The sequence below is a fragment of the Dethiosulfatibacter aminovorans DSM 17477 genome (assembly GCF_900142005.1).
Taxonomy (GTDB): domain Bacteria; phylum Bacillota; class Clostridia; order Tissierellales; family Dethiosulfatibacteraceae; genus Dethiosulfatibacter; species Dethiosulfatibacter aminovorans.
The window spans coordinates 13,118-30,053 of sequence record NZ_FQZL01000038.1; the positions used below are offsets into that span (position 1 = coordinate 13,118).

At 36.5% G+C, this 16,936-nt stretch carries 15 protein-coding genes; all 15 read left to right on the top strand.

The window, feature by feature from the left end:
• The first annotated feature begins 11 nt into the window (after window positions 1–11).
• A complete protein-coding gene (locus tag BUB05_RS16600; RefSeq protein WP_073050731.1) occupies window positions 12–1,850 on the top strand; it encodes a polysaccharide biosynthesis protein in 1,839 nt (612 codons plus the stop codon).
• Between the two features lie 222 nt (window positions 1,851–2,072).
• The gene (locus BUB05_RS16605; RefSeq protein WP_073050732.1) at window positions 2,073–2,414 is read left to right on the top strand and encodes a four helix bundle protein; all 342 of its coding nucleotides are present in this window, start codon (window positions 2,073–2,075) and stop codon (window positions 2,412–2,414) included.
• A 64-nt stretch (window positions 2,415–2,478) separates the two neighbouring features.
• Window positions 2,479–3,624 (top strand): DegT/DnrJ/EryC1/StrS family aminotransferase, encoded by a 1,146-nt coding sequence (locus tag BUB05_RS16610; RefSeq protein WP_073050733.1) that lies wholly within the window; start codon window positions 2,479–2,481, stop codon window positions 3,622–3,624.
• 17 nt (window positions 3,625–3,641) lie between these two features.
• On the top strand, window positions 3,642–4,271 hold the full coding sequence (locus BUB05_RS16615) for a sugar transferase (RefSeq protein WP_073050734.1): 630 nt from the start codon (window positions 3,642–3,644) through the stop codon (window positions 4,269–4,271).
• Window positions 4,272–4,820 carry a GNAT family N-acetyltransferase gene (locus BUB05_RS16620; protein WP_073050735.1) on the top strand — a complete coding sequence of 183 codons (549 nt, stop codon included), beginning with the start codon at window positions 4,272–4,274 and terminating at the stop codon, window positions 4,818–4,820. It begins immediately after the preceding gene.
• Between the two features lie 60 nt (window positions 4,821–4,880).
• The gene (locus BUB05_RS16625) at window positions 4,881–5,990 is read left to right on the top strand and encodes an aspartate aminotransferase family protein (protein ID WP_073050736.1); all 1,110 of its coding nucleotides are present in this window, start codon (window positions 4,881–4,883) and stop codon (window positions 5,988–5,990) included.
• A 288-nt stretch (window positions 5,991–6,278) separates the two neighbouring features.
• Window positions 6,279–7,358 (top strand): ATP-binding protein, encoded by a 1,080-nt coding sequence (locus tag BUB05_RS16630; protein WP_073050737.1) that lies wholly within the window; start codon window positions 6,279–6,281, stop codon window positions 7,356–7,358.
• A 21-nt stretch (window positions 7,359–7,379) separates the two neighbouring features.
• The gene (locus BUB05_RS16635) at window positions 7,380–8,558 is read left to right on the top strand and encodes a glycosyltransferase family 4 protein (RefSeq protein WP_073050738.1); all 1,179 of its coding nucleotides are present in this window, start codon (window positions 7,380–7,382) and stop codon (window positions 8,556–8,558) included.
• A gap of 2 nt (window positions 8,559–8,560) precedes the next feature.
• Entirely contained in the window at window positions 8,561–9,676 is a 1,116-nt protein-coding gene (locus BUB05_RS16640; protein WP_073050739.1) for a glycosyltransferase, read from the top strand.
• 43 nt (window positions 9,677–9,719) lie between these two features.
• A complete protein-coding gene (locus tag BUB05_RS16645) occupies window positions 9,720–11,114 on the top strand; it encodes a hypothetical protein (RefSeq protein ID WP_073050740.1) in 1,395 nt (464 codons plus the stop codon).
• A gap of 2 nt (window positions 11,115–11,116) precedes the next feature.
• Window positions 11,117–12,232 (top strand): glycosyltransferase, encoded by a 1,116-nt coding sequence (locus BUB05_RS16650; RefSeq protein ID WP_073050741.1) that lies wholly within the window; start codon window positions 11,117–11,119, stop codon window positions 12,230–12,232.
• A 64-nt stretch (window positions 12,233–12,296) separates the two neighbouring features.
• Window positions 12,297–13,781: a lipopolysaccharide biosynthesis protein gene (locus BUB05_RS16655; protein WP_073050742.1), complete on the top strand. Its 1,485-nt coding sequence runs from the start codon at window positions 12,297–12,299 to the stop codon at window positions 13,779–13,781.
• 212 nt (window positions 13,782–13,993) lie between these two features.
• Window positions 13,994–14,998 carry an NAD-dependent epimerase/dehydratase family protein gene (locus tag BUB05_RS16660; protein WP_073050743.1) on the top strand — a complete coding sequence of 335 codons (1,005 nt, stop codon included), beginning with the start codon at window positions 13,994–13,996 and terminating at the stop codon, window positions 14,996–14,998.
• 1 nt (window position 14,999) lies between these two features.
• A complete protein-coding gene (locus BUB05_RS16665; protein WP_073050744.1) occupies window positions 15,000–16,166 on the top strand; it encodes a nucleotide sugar dehydrogenase in 1,167 nt (388 codons plus the stop codon).
• 28 nt (window positions 16,167–16,194) lie between these two features.
• The coding region (locus BUB05_RS16670) for a DUF4301 family protein (RefSeq protein WP_139258056.1) at window positions 16,195–16,936 on the top strand (742 nt) is incomplete at its 3' end.

Here is a 16,936-nt window from a genome sequence, read left to right on the forward strand (position 1 = left end):
GGGTAATAACAATGAAAAGAAAACTGAGAACGGTATATCTGATAGCAGCGGACGCAGTGCTTCTTACCATATCTATTATGGCATCCTTCTTGTTGAGATTCGACGGCACTGTTCCTGAAGAATTCGCAGTTGTTTTAAAGAAATATATAATCAGTATAATACTGATAAAACTCATAGTGCTTTTCTTTTTCAAACTATACAAGAGCCTATGGGAATATGCATCCATTGAAGAGATGATGGAGATAGTTGCAGGAGTTGTCTTTGCAAACATAGTCTTTGTGGCATTTATGTTCTTCCTGCAGGCAAGAATGCCCAGAAGCATATACATCCTCACAACCGTATTCGACATGGTGTTATTGGGCGGACTGAGGATGTCCTACAGGGTATTCAGGAGATACAGGATCTTCGGTGGCAATATTAACAATATATTCAGCACTGAGAAGAGAAAGAAGATAATGGTCATAGGCGGCGGAGATGCCGGCATCATGATTGTAAAAGAGCTTAAAAACAGAAACTTCCGGGAGGGAGAGCCTGTAGTAATTATGGACGACGACCCCAACAAGAAGGGCAAGAATATAAACGGCATAACTGTTGAGGGCGGCAGACACAGCATAGTAGAAACAGCAGAAGATAAAAATATTGACGAAATCATCATAGCCATACCATCCGCATCCAGGAAGGAGATCAAGGGTATAATAGAGGAATGCAAGAAGACCGACTGCAAGCTCAAGATACTTCCAGGCGTATATGAACTGATAGATGGCAATGTGAACATATCAAAGATCAGGGAAGTCCAGATAGAGGACCTTCTGGGAAGGGAAGAAATACGTCTGGACACGGACAATATAAACGACTTCCTGAAGGGCAAGACAGTTATGGTCACAGGAGGAGCAGGTTCCATAGGTTCGGAGCTAGCAAGGCAGATAGCCAGATTCCAGCCGGAAAAGCTCATACTTATTGACATAAATGAAAACGGACTCTATGCCATACAGCAGGAGCTAAACTGGACATACAACAAGGAAGAGAAGACCCTGGACTTTCAAGCAAAGGTCGGATCCATAAGGGATGCGGACAGGCTGAACCATCTTTTCAGGAAATACAAGCCTGAAGTTGTATTCCACGCTGCAGCACACAAGCATGTGCCGCTGATGGAGGACAGCCCCCACGAGGCAATAAAGAACAATGTATTCGGCACCCTTAACCTGGTGCGTGTTGCCGACAAATACAATGTGGAAAAATTCGTCCAGATATCCACGGACAAGGCGGTAAACCCTACCAATGTAATGGGAGCCACCAAGAGGATCTGCGAGATAATCATAAGGACGTTCAATGCGAAGAGCAATACGGAATACGTTGCAGTAAGGTTCGGAAACGTACTGGGATCCAACGGAAGCGTAATACCTCTTTTCAAGAAGCAGATAGCAGCGGGAGGTCCCGTTACGGTTACCCACCCCGAGATAATAAGATATTTCATGACGATACCCGAGGCGTCTCAGCTTGTACTCCAGGCAGGTGCAATGGCTGAAGGCGGAGAGATTTTCGTTCTGGACATGGGAGAGCCTGTAAAGATACTCAATCTTGCAGAAGACCTCATCAAGCTGTCGGGATTCACGCCTTACGAGGACATGGACATCAAGTTTACAGGACTAAGACCCGGTGAAAAACTTTATGAAGAGCTTCTCCTTGACGGTGAGGGAATAACAAAGACAAAACACAGAAAGATATTCATAGGCAAGCCATATTTCACGGACATGGGACACCTCATGGAGCATCTTGACAACCTGAGAGACAACATAGACAACAGGAACGGAAAGAACCTGAGAACCAGGGGAAGGCTGATAATGTTGTGAAGTTTAAGAAGAGCGGTAAAGCAGTGGTTAAACAATAGAGAAGCAGTAGCAAAGCGGTAGAGTAACAGACAGATAAAGGATAGATGCCTGGTGTTCACTGACACCGGGTTTTTTGTGGGCAAATGGTGTATACAAAGTGCAGGAAAGCTGAAAGTAGAAAGCTAAAAGCATAAAGCTATTAGCTAAATACTAATAACTAACAGCTAATAAAGAGGTCTGCTAATGGATAATTTGTTGGTTTGGAAGAAGGCTCACGAATTGACGTTGAAAGTTTATGAGATCACTAAAAACTTTCCCAAGGATGAATCATTTGGCTTGACATCTCAAATACGTAGGGCCGCAGTTAGCGTACCATCTAATATTGTAGAGGGACGTGCAAGAGGTTCAAACAAGGAATTCAAAAGATTCCTGCTGATAGCAAGGGGATCCTTAGAGGAGACCAAGTATCAACTGCTGCTGGCAAAGGACTTGAATTACATAAGTGATTCTGATTATAAAAATACATTGAGTATTGCACAAGAAACAGGAAAACTATTGGCGGGACTTATTAAAAGTGTTGGCTAGCAGATTGCTTTTAGCTTTTAGCTTTATACTTACTAAACACTAAGGTCGAAAGGAGAGATGGATAATGGCAGATAAAATATGGCTGTCTTCACCTCATATGAGTGACGAAGGATACGAACTTGAATATGTAAAGGAAGCATTTGATACCAACTGGATAGCACCTCTTGGCAATAATGTAAACCAGTTTGAAAAAGAGATGGCTGAAAAAGTAGGCATCAAGTCCGCCGCGGCATTGTCTGCAGGAACTGCTGCAATCCATCTCGCCCTAAAAGCAGCAGGAATTAAAGAGGGGGACATTGTATTTTGTCAGTCTCTCACTTTTTCGGCAACTGCCAATCCAATAATATACAAGCGTGCAATTCCTGTATTCATAGACAGTGACTGCAAGACATGGAATATGGATCCTGATGCCTTGGAAGAGGCATTCGAGAAATATCCTCAAGTAAAGGCTGTAATAGTGGTTCATCTTTATGGATTGTCTGCTAACATGGACAGGATAATGGACATTTGCAATAGACATCATGTTGTAGTTATTGAAGATGCTGCTGAATCTTTAGGTACTAGATACAAAGGGAAACATACAGGTACATTTGGCGACTATGGAATATTTTCCTTTAACGGAAATAAGATAATAACTACTTCAGGTGGTGGCATGCTTGTATCCAACAATGAAGAAAGAATCAACAAGGTCAAGTTTTGGGCTACTCAGTCTAGAGATAATGCAAGGCATTATGAGCATAGTGAGCTGGGATATAATTACCGTATTAGCAATGTAGTTGCTGGTATTGGTAGGGGACAGCTTAAGGTACTTGAAGATAGAGTAGAGAAGAAGAAATATATATACGAGTTTTATAAGAGAAAACTCAGCGGTCTTGAAGGACTTGAGATGATGCCGGTGAACGAGTGGGATGCACCGAACTACTGGTTGTCTTGCATGACTGTACAAGGAAATGTTAAGCCTATTGATATTATTGAAGCTCTTGAGAAAGAGAGTATAGAGTCTAGACATGTTTGGAAGCCAATGCATATGCAGCCATACTTTGAAAAGTATGATTTTGTTGGTGGAGATATAAGCCAGAAGCTTTTTGAGAATGGGGTTTGTTTGCCTAGTGATACGAAGATGAGTGATGAGGATCTTGATAGGGTTTGTGGTGTTATTAAAGGGCTTTGGCAAAGTAAAGTATATGATGAGATTGCTATTGCTGAGTGATTATGGAGAGTTAATGTATGTATAGAAGATATTTCAAAAGACCTATGGATTTTATATTGTCTTTGATAGCAATTATAGTATTATCTCCGGTTATGTTGATAGTTGCGGTACTTGTGAGAACTAAACTTGGAAGTCCTGTGATATTTAAGCAGAAGAGACCGGGGCTCAATGAGAAGATATTTACTATGTATAAGTTTAGGACGATGACGGATGAGAGGGATGAAAATGGAGAGTTGTTGCCAGATAGTATGAGGCTTACTAAGTTTGGAAGGTTATTGAGGAGTACTAGCCTGGATGAACTTCCTGAGCTTTTTAATATTATGAAGGGAAATATGAGTATTGTAGGACCTAGACCATTAGCAATTCAGTATCTCCCATACTATAATGATATGGAAAAGCATAGACATAATGTTAGACCAGGGTTAACAGGTATGGCTCAAATCAATGGAAGAAATACATCAATGTGGGAAAAAAGATTTGAGTTAGATCTGAATTATATTGAAGCAATAACTTTTATTGGAGACATAAAAATTATTATAAAGACATTCTTAAAAGTATTAAGACGAGAGGATGTTACGGTTAGAGGAACCAGTGTAATTGAAGATTTCCACACATATAGGATGAAACAAATTAAGGAGGCAGAGTAAATGAATTTAATAGGAAAAAGAGTCATTTTAAGAGCGCTAGAAATTGAAGATATGGAATATCTACGAGAAATGTTAAATGATCCTGAAATGGAAAGTGCAGTTATAGGGTGGAGTTTTCCAACATCTAAATATGAGCAAGAACAATGGTATAAAAATATGATTACAGACAAAAATAATCTTAAATTTGCAATTCAAAGTAATGAAGGAGAGCTTATTGGACTTGCTACTTTAGGAAAAATTGATTGGAAAAATAGAAAAGCTACACATGGCATTAAGTTAGGTAAAAATACACCCAAAGGACAAGGTTATGCAACAGATGCAGTTATGGCTGTTATGAAATATGCTTTTGAAGAGTTGCAATTGAACCGATTGGATGGTAGTTGGTTTGAAAATAACATAGCATCACAAAATTTGTATATTAAATGTGGTTGGGTTATAGAAGGTAAAGTAAGGAAATCTATATACAAGAATAATGAATACAGAAATGAAGTTATTGTTGGAATATTGAGAGAAGAATACTATCAATTAATAAATGATTTGAATGTATAGAAAAACAATTTTGAATTAATATTAGCAGTTTCTTAAGTATAGTAATTAGAGGTATTATGGATGTTTGAAATAGGCAGTGAATTTTGGAATGAGAGTGTTTCTAATAGAAGAGGTAAGAGTATATTTAACATGTTAAATTCCGTTACAGACTACTTACTATTGTTTTCAGGACGAACTGCAATAGACTTTGCTTTAGAGGATGTGGCAAAAATAGTAACAAGTGTATATGTGCCATCATATTGTTGTCAGTCCATGCTACAGCCATTCATAGATAGAAACATAAAGATTGAGTTTTACGATGTTATATTTAGTAGTAAGGGAGTACAATATGTAATAGATTACAAAAAACAGTGTGATGTTTTTTTTGCAGTTAGCTATTTTGGGTTTCTTAGTACGACGATGGATGATGTAATTGAAGCGTTTAAAAATAATGGTGTAATAGTAATTGAAGATATTACACATAGGTTATTAAGTGAGAAATCATACTGTGATAAAGCAGATTATAGTGTTGCAAGTATAAGAAAGTGGGTAGCCATACCAAGTGGGGGATTAGTTATTAAGCACCAAGGGGCGTTAGCTGAACAAGAAGTTTGTAAACCACCAGAAGTTCTAATTGATATTAAAGTTAGGGCGATGACTCAAAAATATGAATATATTTGCGATATGGAAAATGGGAGATTAATTAAAGAAAACCAAAAAGAAAACTATCTTGCATTGTTTTCAGAGTTTAACAAAGGAATTCAATTTGAATATAAGAATTTAGAAATAGATGAAATATCGAGAAATCTCTTAAATTCAATAGATGTAGATACTATAAGAAAGAAACGACAAAGCAATGCAAGTATATTATATGAGAGTTTAAGAAAATATGACTCCGTGAAACCTCTAGTAAATTCGTTTGATTTAGATAATGATTGCCCATTGTTTTTTCCAATTAAGGTTAAATCTTATTTAAGAGATGGGCTTAGAAATCATTTGATATCAAATAAAATTTATTGCCCTGTTCACTGGCCTTATCCTGCATCAATAGGATTAAAGGTGGAAAGTACTAAGATTTATTGTGAAGAATTGTCTCTTATATGCGATCAAAGATATGATAATAAAGATATGAAGAAAATAATATCCTCTATAGAAGAGTACTTATGTGATAAAAAAATCAAGAATTTATAGGATATGAAATAGACAAGTTTTATTGATGGAGGTTGAGATAATGAAGGATTTGTATTTTGAAGCAAGTTATGGCAAATTATAAAAAAACTCATCTTAGAAAAGAACTGATTCAAGAAGCTATTTACTGCGCTTGCCATTGGCCTGTGGATGTAGCATATCCAAGCTAAAGAACAAGTTTTCATGACGAGGAAATGTCTTTGATATGTGATCAGCGGTACCCGGTTACAGACATGGAAGAAGAAGTAGAAGAAATATTACGAATTATTGATAGAGAGAAGAGGTAAAACAATGAAGACGATTTTGGTGACAGGAATTGGTGGATTAACACCTCGTTCCATTACAACTATTATCAGAGAGAACCATCCAGATTATAAAATTATTGGTTGTGATATAGAAAAGAAAGCTATGGGATTCTTTATGAAAGGATTGGTGGATGAGTATTATATTTGCCCAAGATGCACATCTTCTGATTATTTCCCTTGGATTGAAAAACTGGTTGAAGCAAGGAGGATAGATTATGCTTTTGTTCAGCCAGAGAGTGAGATCGTAGCGTGGGGAGATTACTATGAAATGAATGGTAAATATCCTTGCCCAGTGTTTATGGGAAGTAAGTTGCTTTCTGTTTCTTTGAAAGACAAGTCAATTATGGCAGATCTTCTTGAGGGAACCGATTACATACCAAAGACAATCAAGGTTACTCAGGAGAATCCTCGTTTTGAAGATGTAGAGAATGAGATTGGATTCCCTTGCTGGATTAGAGCAACAGAAGGAACTGGAGGTTTAGGATCGCTTTGTCTGGATGATATTGCTAGCTACAAGAGTTGGCTTTTCATTAATTCAAAAATTCCAGAGTTCACAGTAAGCGAGTTTCTTAATGGACGTCATCTGGCAAACCAAATGCTCTATTACAATGGAGAATACGTCAAAGGTGCAGCGCTCGAATGCGTTGAATATGTTATGGCAAATACGGCACCTTCACATGTGACTGGTAATACTCAGTTCGGCAGATTCTTGAACGAAGATCGTATTAATGAGTCCTGTGATGGTTGTATTAAGTACTTAGAAAAGAAACTTGGCGTTTCAGCGCATGGTATTTTGTCTTTTGACCTGAAAGAGGACAAAAACAGAAATATGAAAGTTACTGAAGTCAATATCCGTCATATGGCGTATACAGGGGTCATGTCGCGTGTTGGATTTGATTTGATTGAGGATACTATCAAGATTATGGAAGATGGCAACTGTGATAATGTGGTTCGTGATCAATATCATCATTACGACAAACCGTACATCTTTTTAAGAGATGTTGATGTCGAACCAATTGTTTTAGAAAGTGAAGAAATCTTTGGCTATCCAAAGTCATTATTATAAAAATTTTTGTGAGGATAGTTTATGAATATTGTGATTGTTGCTCAGTATCTGAGAGATATAGGATGTTTTGAAGGAAATAATAGTCGATTTGTCTATTTGGCAAAATTGCTGAGAGACAATCAGTGTGATGTCGAAATTATAACCTCAAATTACCACCATAGTTCCAAAACACATTTTAAGGCAGTAGGTGAATTGACGGGAATTAAGGTTACTGCGATTAAAGAACCAGGCTATCCAAAGAACGTATGTTTAAAAAGGTTTTCAAGTCACAAAATATTGGCAAAGAATATTGGTAATTATTTGAAAGATAGAAAGAAGCCGGATGTAATTTATACGGCAGTTCCCTCTTTGGCTATTGCAGAGATATGTGCAGATTACTGTAAAGCAAATGATATTAAATTCATTGCTGATATTCAGGATCTATGGCCAGAAGCATTCAAAATGGTGTTGAACATACCGGTTATTAGTGATATCGGATTCTATCCGATGAAAAAGCAGGCTGACAAGATATATGCTATGGCAGATGAGATAATTGCGGTTTCTGAGACTTATGCGAAACGTGGTATGGCGGTTAATAATAAGTGCAAAGAGCCTACCGTTGTATATTTGGGTACTGAGAAAGAAACATTTGATAAATACGCTCGTAGATTTAAAAAGGAATCTGACGAGATTGTTGTCAGCTATATTGGAAGTCTGACTGCAAGTTATGATTTGGAAACAGTTATTGATGCGATTGCAAGAATTAATACTCCTGTAAAGTTTTTAGTGATGGGCGATGGATCTTATAAAGAACGATTTGAGAATTATGCTAAAGAAAAAGGCATCAATGCCGAATTTACAAGTAGATTGGATTATCCAGAAATGGTCGAGAGGCTTGTAAATTCGGATATTGCGGTCAATCCAATTCATAAAGGATCAGCAGGTAGTGTTATTAATAAGGTAAATGATTATGCGATGGCAGGGTTGCCTGTAGTTAATACACAGGAAAGTCAAGAGTACAGATGTTTGCTTGAAAAGTATCAAGCTGGTTTGAATTGTGAATGTGAAAATACAGATGATGTATACGAATCACTTAAGAAACTTATTGATAATGATGATTTAAGAAAAGAAATGGCTGGAAATTCTCGTAGGTTGGGAGAACAGTGTATCGATAGAGCAGAATCGTATAAAAGTATAGTAAGAAAAGTATGTGGTGAATGATTATGAAAGATAAATTAGTAATCCTATATCATACAAATCTCTCGGGTAATCCAAGTGCTGGACCAACGTATAGTGTACCAAAGCAGATAGAAGCACAATCGGAGATAGATGAGGTTTTATGGATAAATACCACAAATGCAAGAGTGCATAAATGGGAGGAAACAGGCCTTTTCCATACATGTGAAGAATATGGGTTTAATACCTTAGAAGATTTACCGAAGCCGTTTGACAAACCTGATGTTGTAGTGTTTGAAAGCTTTTATCAGTCATCAGATGTTAGATTGGCAAAGGAATTGAGGAGGAAGAATATTCCTTATGTTATTGTACCGAGAGGTGCACTTACAAAAAAAGCTCAGCATATAAAAAGAAACAAAAAGGTATTGGGTAATATTATGATGTTTAGATCGTTTGCAAAGCATGCTGCGGGTATCCAATATCTGACAGAAAAAGAAAAGGCTGATTCCGGAAATAAATGGAATAAGAACACATTTGTTATACCAAACGGAATTGTTATTCCATCTGTGATCAAAAAGTACTTTTCAGAAGACAAGATTGTTTTTTCATTCATAGGAAGAATTTCTATTCATCACAAGGGATTAGATTTGTTAATAGATGCAATAAAGGGATGTTCAGATGAATTGCTATTTAAGAAGGGTGCCTTTAATATTTATGGGCCAGATGATGCAGGATCGGTTGAAGCATTACATAATATGATTGATGAAAAGGGATTGGGGAATCTTGTATTTCTTAAACCCGGTGTTCATGGAAGTGAAAAAGAGGAAGTTTTATTAAATACAGATGTATTTGTCCTTACTTCGCGATTTGAAGGGCATCCAATGGGATTATTGGAGGCGCTGTCTTATGGCATACCAGCATTAGTAACAACTGGATCGAATATGAGTAGTGAAATTCAATCATTTGATGCTGGGTGGATAGGAGAAACTGATAGCCAATCAATTAAGGATGCACTTGTTTCATGCATATCCAATGTTCAAGAAATACCAAGAAAGGGTCACAATGCAACTATTTTAGCAAAAGAGTATGAATGGAATAAGTTGGCAAAAGGATTCCATTCACTTGTGGTTGAATGTATTATTCGAAAAAATAGAAGCATTTGATAGGGAATTATGGTTGAAGTAGAAGTTAAAGGAGGAGGAAATTGTGACTAAAATATATAAGCCTACAAATGAATTGCTAGGTCTGTATGTTATATGTGTAGCTTCAATATTCTCCGCGATTGTTGTTCTGATGGAAACTATTAGCGTTGAAGGATATAGGTTGCTTTTTTTATTACCTAGTTCTTATCTGTTTTTTGTTGTTTTTAATTGTAATAAGATAAAATATCTGAAATCAAATATTGGTCTACTAATGCTATTTGCAGTGGAATTTATAAGATTAGTAGTAAATCCATTACTTATAGCATTTAGTGAATATAAGTTTTCAATTACTATTAATACTGCTGAAAATACACCTATGGCCGTGTTGTTACTTGTATATGAAACAATAGCTATTTCACTTGCAATGAGAGTAAGGATAAAGCGCGACTTTATTTCTAAACAATACAGCGAACATGGAATGAAGAGAATGACTTTCGCTGTATTTGCTGTTTTGTTAATCAGTATTGTTGTCTTTTCTTTTGCTCCTGAGGTTATAAATAATAACGTAACGTTACTTAATCTGTTTCAAGAAAATGGACGTTTTGCGAATGCTGAGCAAACATGGATTATTTCTAAATATGGAACTTCGTTTTTAAAAAAACTTATGCTTGTGCTTGCAAATTATATTCTAAATGTAGATAAGTTGCTAATTCCGGCTTATATTATTGTTGCAATCAGTAAGTTTAAATATGCCAAACCTATTGCTTTAGCAGCTACGATGCTTCCGTTTTTGTTGATAGATGGTGTTATTGCTAGAAGTTTTATTAACTGCATAATACTACTATTGTTATTCTTTGGGTTGTATAAAATTGATGTTAAGAGAATGTATAAGCCATTTATTTTGGTTGCTGTTGTCGTGGTTTTTTATTTCTATTATAGATTTTCTTTGCTGTATAGCGATAGAAATCTCTCCTCGTATTTCGCGAGTATAACGAATTCATATTTTTCAGGTGTAAATATTGTATCTGGTGCATTCAACATGACAGGAAGTATTGTTAGCAGAGCTTACTATTGTATCAGGGATTATTTAGGATCTATCCCATTTAGTTCAACTTTATTCGGATTGCATGGAAAAACGGTATCTGAATTTTTTAATGCTTGTAATGATTCTGGTGGGCAGATACCTACAACAGTAGGCCTATGCATGTATTACTTCACTCCGATTTTTTCGCCACTTTACTCGGTAATATTTACAAGAAAGTGCTTTGTCTTTGGTGAATATGCAAAATTGGAAGAAAACCCATTCTTTAAAGTGATATACATTTTTATGACTATTTATCTTGCGTTAGGTATCTCGATGTATAATGTAACAATCGTATTCGGGTATATGATTCAGGTGGCACTACCAATTTATATAATTGTTTGGTGGGCTTATAAACGAAGGGGAGTTAAGGTATAATTATGAAAATATTGGAATTTATTGGGTCTTTGTCAGATGGAGGAGCGGAGACTCTTGTAAAGGATTACGCAACACTGATAAATAAAGAATGTTTCAAAATTGAAGTGGCAGTAATTTGGGATAATGGTAAAAGCGCAAATAGTAAGTTGTTGAGAGAAGTTGGAACAACAATACATAAAATGTATCCAATTTGGAATTTCCCTATAAGAGTTATTAATAAAACTATTGGCCGTTTTTATGTTAGCAGACGAATAATTAACATTGTCAAGAAGAATAGAATAGGATGTATCCATGTCCATTTATCTCAACTTAAATATATTTCTCCAATTAGCAAGCAGCTTAGAAATTTAAATGTACAGGTGTTATATACCTGTCATAATATCCCGGTGAAATTTTTTGGTGGTGTCAATAATATTGAGAAGAAAGCAGCAAATACGCTAATCCAGAATAATCATATGCAGATAATTGCTTTGCATTCAGATATGGCTAAGGAATTGAATGAAATGTTTGGTGTTACCAATACTGTAGTGGTTCATAATGGCATTGATTTTAATCGCTTTACAAATTGTAAAATTAGTTATGAACAAGCGAAATCACGCCTTAAAATACCAAGAGACAAATGTGTCATTGGACATGTTGGACGTTTTAACATACAGAAAAATCATGACAAGTTGGTTGACATCTTTTTGGAGTACAAGAAAAGAAATAAAAATGCATTTTTACTTCTAGTAGGGGATGGCAGCTTAAGAGAACGGGTAGAAAACAAGTTAAATCAATTTGTAACAAAAGACAATTACTTAATTCTTTCTCATAGAACAGATATTCCACAAATAATGAAAGCAATGGACTGTTTTGTATTCCCGTCATTGTATGAAGGACTTGGTATTGTATTGATTGAAGCTCAAGCAGTCGGAATAAAATGTATTGTTTCGGATTCCGTTCCTTCGGATGCTTTTATTTCAGATGGAATCTATTCATTATCGTTAGATGAAACAGATGAAAAATGGTGTGATGTTATTCAGGCCAATTTGGAAAGACGTAAATTGATATGTGATTTTAAGCACTATGATATGAATAATGAGATTAGGGTTCTAGAAAGAATATACAATGGTTTCTAAGGCACATATATTCCAGTAAATTCAAGTGAATCGATACTTATTTATGAAAAGGAAGTGAAGAAAAATGAGGAATAAAAAAACGAGTGGAGTATTTAGTGGATTGGTATGGACATTCGCAGAGCGAATTACGGCTCAACTTGTTTTAACGATAGTCGGAATTGTTCTAGCTAGATTATTGACTCCTGAACATTACGGCATTATTTCAATAGTAATGGTTTTTATCACTTTGTGCAATGTGTTTGTTACTAGTGGCTTTGGAATCGCCATTGTCCAGAAGAAGGAAGTCGACGAACGTGATTATAATACAGCGTTCTTGATGAGCTTTTTATTATCATTGTTATTATATTTTATGCTGTTTTGGTCGGCACCAATCATTGGAAATTTTTATCAAATGCCAGAACTGCCATCTGTTATTAGAGTGCTCGGATTAAGACTAATTGTTACATCGGTTAATACAATACAACAAGCATACATTCAGCGAACTATGCAGTTTAAAAAATTCTTCATTTCAACTTCGTTTGGTACAGTGTTATCTGGAATTATTGGTATATATTTAGCAATAAAAGGATTTGGCGTTTGGGCATTAGTTGCACAGTATTTAACCAATACAACCGTAGATACTATTGTATTGTCAATCGTAGGAGGTTGGCATCCAGGACGAAGAGTGTCAATAAAGAAAGCAAAAGAGATTTATTCATTTGGATGGAAAGTGCTTTGTACACAGTTGGTATTTACATTAGGAGGTGATATTCGAAGTCTTATTATAGGAAAGGTTTTTGGCCCATCTGAGTTAGCATATTACGATCAGGGGAAAAAATATCCGGCTTTATTAGTAAACAATATTAATACATCAATTCAGAAGGTACTCTTGCCAGCATTATCTAGAAAACAGGATGACCAAGTTGCATTAAAAAGTACTCTACGGAAATTTATTAAGGTTGGAATGTTTGTGCTCTGTCCATTGGTAATTGGCTTTGCTGCTGTAGCGGATAGTTTTGTTAGAGTAGTGTTAACTGACAAATGGGTTAGTGCAGTACCATTCATCATTATTTTTTGCTTGTCATATTTGACAAGACCAATAGAATCTGCATGTCACCAAGCTATTTTGGCAATTGGTAAAAGTGAATTGGTTTTTTGGATTATGGTTGCAATACATGTAACATCACTAATAGGTACTTTATTTAGTACATTTGTATTAAGAAGCGTTTTGTGGGTCGCCTTGTTCTCGTTGGCGTCTACTGTTGTAAGTTTGATTTGCTTTTTTATTGCTACGAGAATTAACATAGATTATAGATTGAACGAACAATTGCAAGACATTATTCCTGCCATATCAATATCTTTAATTATGGGAATATTTGTTTATTTTCTTGGTAAGGCTCCATTTACTCCTTGGATAGTTCTTTTGCTCCAAATAGCCGCTGGTGGAATAATTTATTGGGGGATGGCCAAGATATCAAAAGATGAGTCATACTTATATATCAGGAAAATGGTACTAAGGAAAAAAGTTGTAATTGGAAGCAAGAAAATTCTTAAAGAAAAAAGTAATTAAGAGTATGGTTTATTATTAATTAATTATTAATTAGAGATCGGTGCCTGTGAAAGCTCTGAAAAACGATATGCATCAACTAAATATTCAGAGAAGATTGGTACCGGGAACAAAATCGTTATGAACTGATTTGTACCGGGAACACAACTATATGTACCGGGAACACAACTATAACTTATTGATTTCATAAACATTATAAAGGGGAACTTACAAAAATGAAAACAATACTAATTACAGGAGCTGCAGGATTCATCGGATCAAACCTTGCACAAGCTCTTGTTTCGGACAATAAAATAATAGGCTTTGACAATGTAAACTATTATTACGATGTAAACCTGAAAGAACACAGGTTGTTGCAGCTTCAATCATATGAAAACTTCACTTTCATCAAGGGTGATTTGGCAGATAAGCATGTTGTTGATTCAATATTTGAGCTATACAAACCTGACATCGTTGTCAACTTAGCTGCACAGGCAGGGGTACGCTATTCAATTGACAACCCTCAGGCATATATAGATTCAAACCTCATAGGGTTCTTCAATATTCTGGAAGCTTGCAGGAATTATCCAGTGGACCATTTGGTTTATGCATCTTCTTCATCAGTATATGGCTCCAATAAGAAGGTTCCATATGCCACTGACGATCAGGTAGATAATCCTGTATCCTTATATGCAGCTACTAAGAAATCAAATGAGCTTATGGCACATGCATATTCAAAGCTCTATGATATTCCTGCAACAGGGCTTAGATTCTTTACTGTTTACGGACCTGCAGGAAGGCCGGATATGGCATATTTCAAGTTCACGAACAAGCTGGTCAAGGGTGAAAAGATTCAGATATATAATTATGGGGACATGTATCGTGACTTTACGTATATTGATGACATTGTAACCGGTGTAGTCAATGTGATGAACAAGGCACCTGAACCAAATGAAGATGGTGTCAGATACAAGGTTTACAATATTGGAAACAACAGTCCTGAGAGTCTTATGGACTTTGTGAATACATTGGAAGACAAGCTTATGAAGTACGGTATTATTAACAGTGTAGCAGACAAGGAACTCCTTCCCATGCAGCCTGGTGATGTATACCAGACATATGCCGATGTATCAGAACTTGAGAAGGATTTCGGATTCAAACCGAGTACCAGCCTTGATGAGGGACTTGATAGATTTGCCAAGTGGTACAGGGAATATTACAAGGTAGGGGGAGACAAGTAGAATGAATATTACAATAGCGGGAACGGGATATGTAGGACTGTCTAATGCAATTCTACTGGCACAGAAAAATGAAGTAATAGCATGTGATATTATCCAGGAAAAGGTGGATATGATCAATAACAGGAAATCACCTATTATTGACAAGGAGATTGAAGAGTATCTGTCAAAGGGTGAACTTAACCTTAAGGCGACTACTGACAACTATATTGCCTACAAGGATGCCGATTATGTTGTTATCTCTACACCGACAAACTATGATCCAGACAGGAACTATTTCAATACAAGGACAGTAGAGGCTGTAATAGCAAATGTATTGTCCATTAATCCTGATGCGGTAATGGTTATCAAGTCTACTGTACCTGTAGGATATACTGAAAAGGTCAAGGAAATGTTTGAAACCGATAATATAATATTTTCTCCTGAATTCCTGAGAGAAGGAAAGGCTCTTTATGACAATCTTCATCCTTCAAGGATAGTGGTTGGAGAAGATTCTGAAAGGGGCAGGGTCTTTGCAAACCTATTGGCTGAAGGTGCAATCAAGAAGGATGTGCCTGTACTCCATACGGGTTCTACAGAAGCTGAGGCAATCAAGCTGTTTGCCAATACCTATCTTGCAATGAGGGTTTCATATTTCAATGAACTTGATTCCTATGGAGAGGTAAGGGGTCTTGATACCAAACAGATCATTGAAGGTGTAGGACTTGATCCAAGGATAGGAAGCCATTACAACAATCCGTCATTCGGTTACGGGGGCTATTGCCTGCCTAAGGATACAAAGCAGCTTCTTGCAAACTATGCAGATGTACCACAGAATATAATGTCTGCCATTGTGGATGCGAACAGAACCAGAAAAGACCATATAGCCGATATGATTATCAAGAGGGATCCTGAGGTAGTAGGTATATACAGACTTACCATGAAGACAGATTCTGACAATTTCAGACAGTCTGCCATCCAGGGTGTAATGAAGCGTATCAAGGCAAAGGGTATAGAGGTAGTGGTATATGAGCCAGCCCTTAAGGCGGATGATTTCTTCAAGTCCAGGGTCATTAGGGATTTTGATGAGTTTAAGAGGATTAGTGATGTGATTGTTGCCAACAGGATTGATGACTGTATCAGAGATGTTGAAGACAAGGTTTATACGAGGGATTTGTTTAGTAGGGATTAGATAAGAGTTTTAATCTAGGGGGATTGAAATGGAAAGATTCATAGACAAGTTTAAGAGGGGAACACAGTATGTAGACATAGTATCATCGGTGACTGTAAACGAACTGACAAGTGTTGACAGGGTTGCTGATGATTATTGCAGTAAGGATTGTATTAAATTCATACCGGCAAGCGGTGCTGCCACAAGGATGTTCAAGGATTTGTACTCATATCTTGATGATGGGGTGGAAACTGAATTCGTTGACAGGTTCTTTGGCGAGTTGGAGGACTTTGCATTCTATGAAGATATAAAGGACTCTATTGAGTCGAAGAAACTGAATAAGGAAACTACTGATGGGAGGGTAGGTATTATAGACTCTGTACTCAACAGTGAATTGAATTATGGAGATTTGCCCAAGGCACTCATTAAGATACATTCATATGGGGATTGTTCCACTACTCCCATAGATGAACACATTTACGAAGGTGAGCACTATTTGAACAAGGATTCTGTAGGCTTGCATTTCACCATATCAGAAGAGCATGAAGAATTGTTTAATATACATAATGAAATAGCATTGAGAGGTAAGGCAAATATAGATATTTCCTACTCTTTTCAGAAGAAGCAGACGGACACATTGGCAGTGGATATGGATAACAGCCCTTTTGCTCTAGAAAACGAAGAGGTCCTTTACAGGGCAGGTGGTCACGGTGCCTTGATAGAAAACCTCAATGATCTTGATGCCGACATTGTCTTTATCAAGAATATAGATAACGTTTGCCATAGAAGTA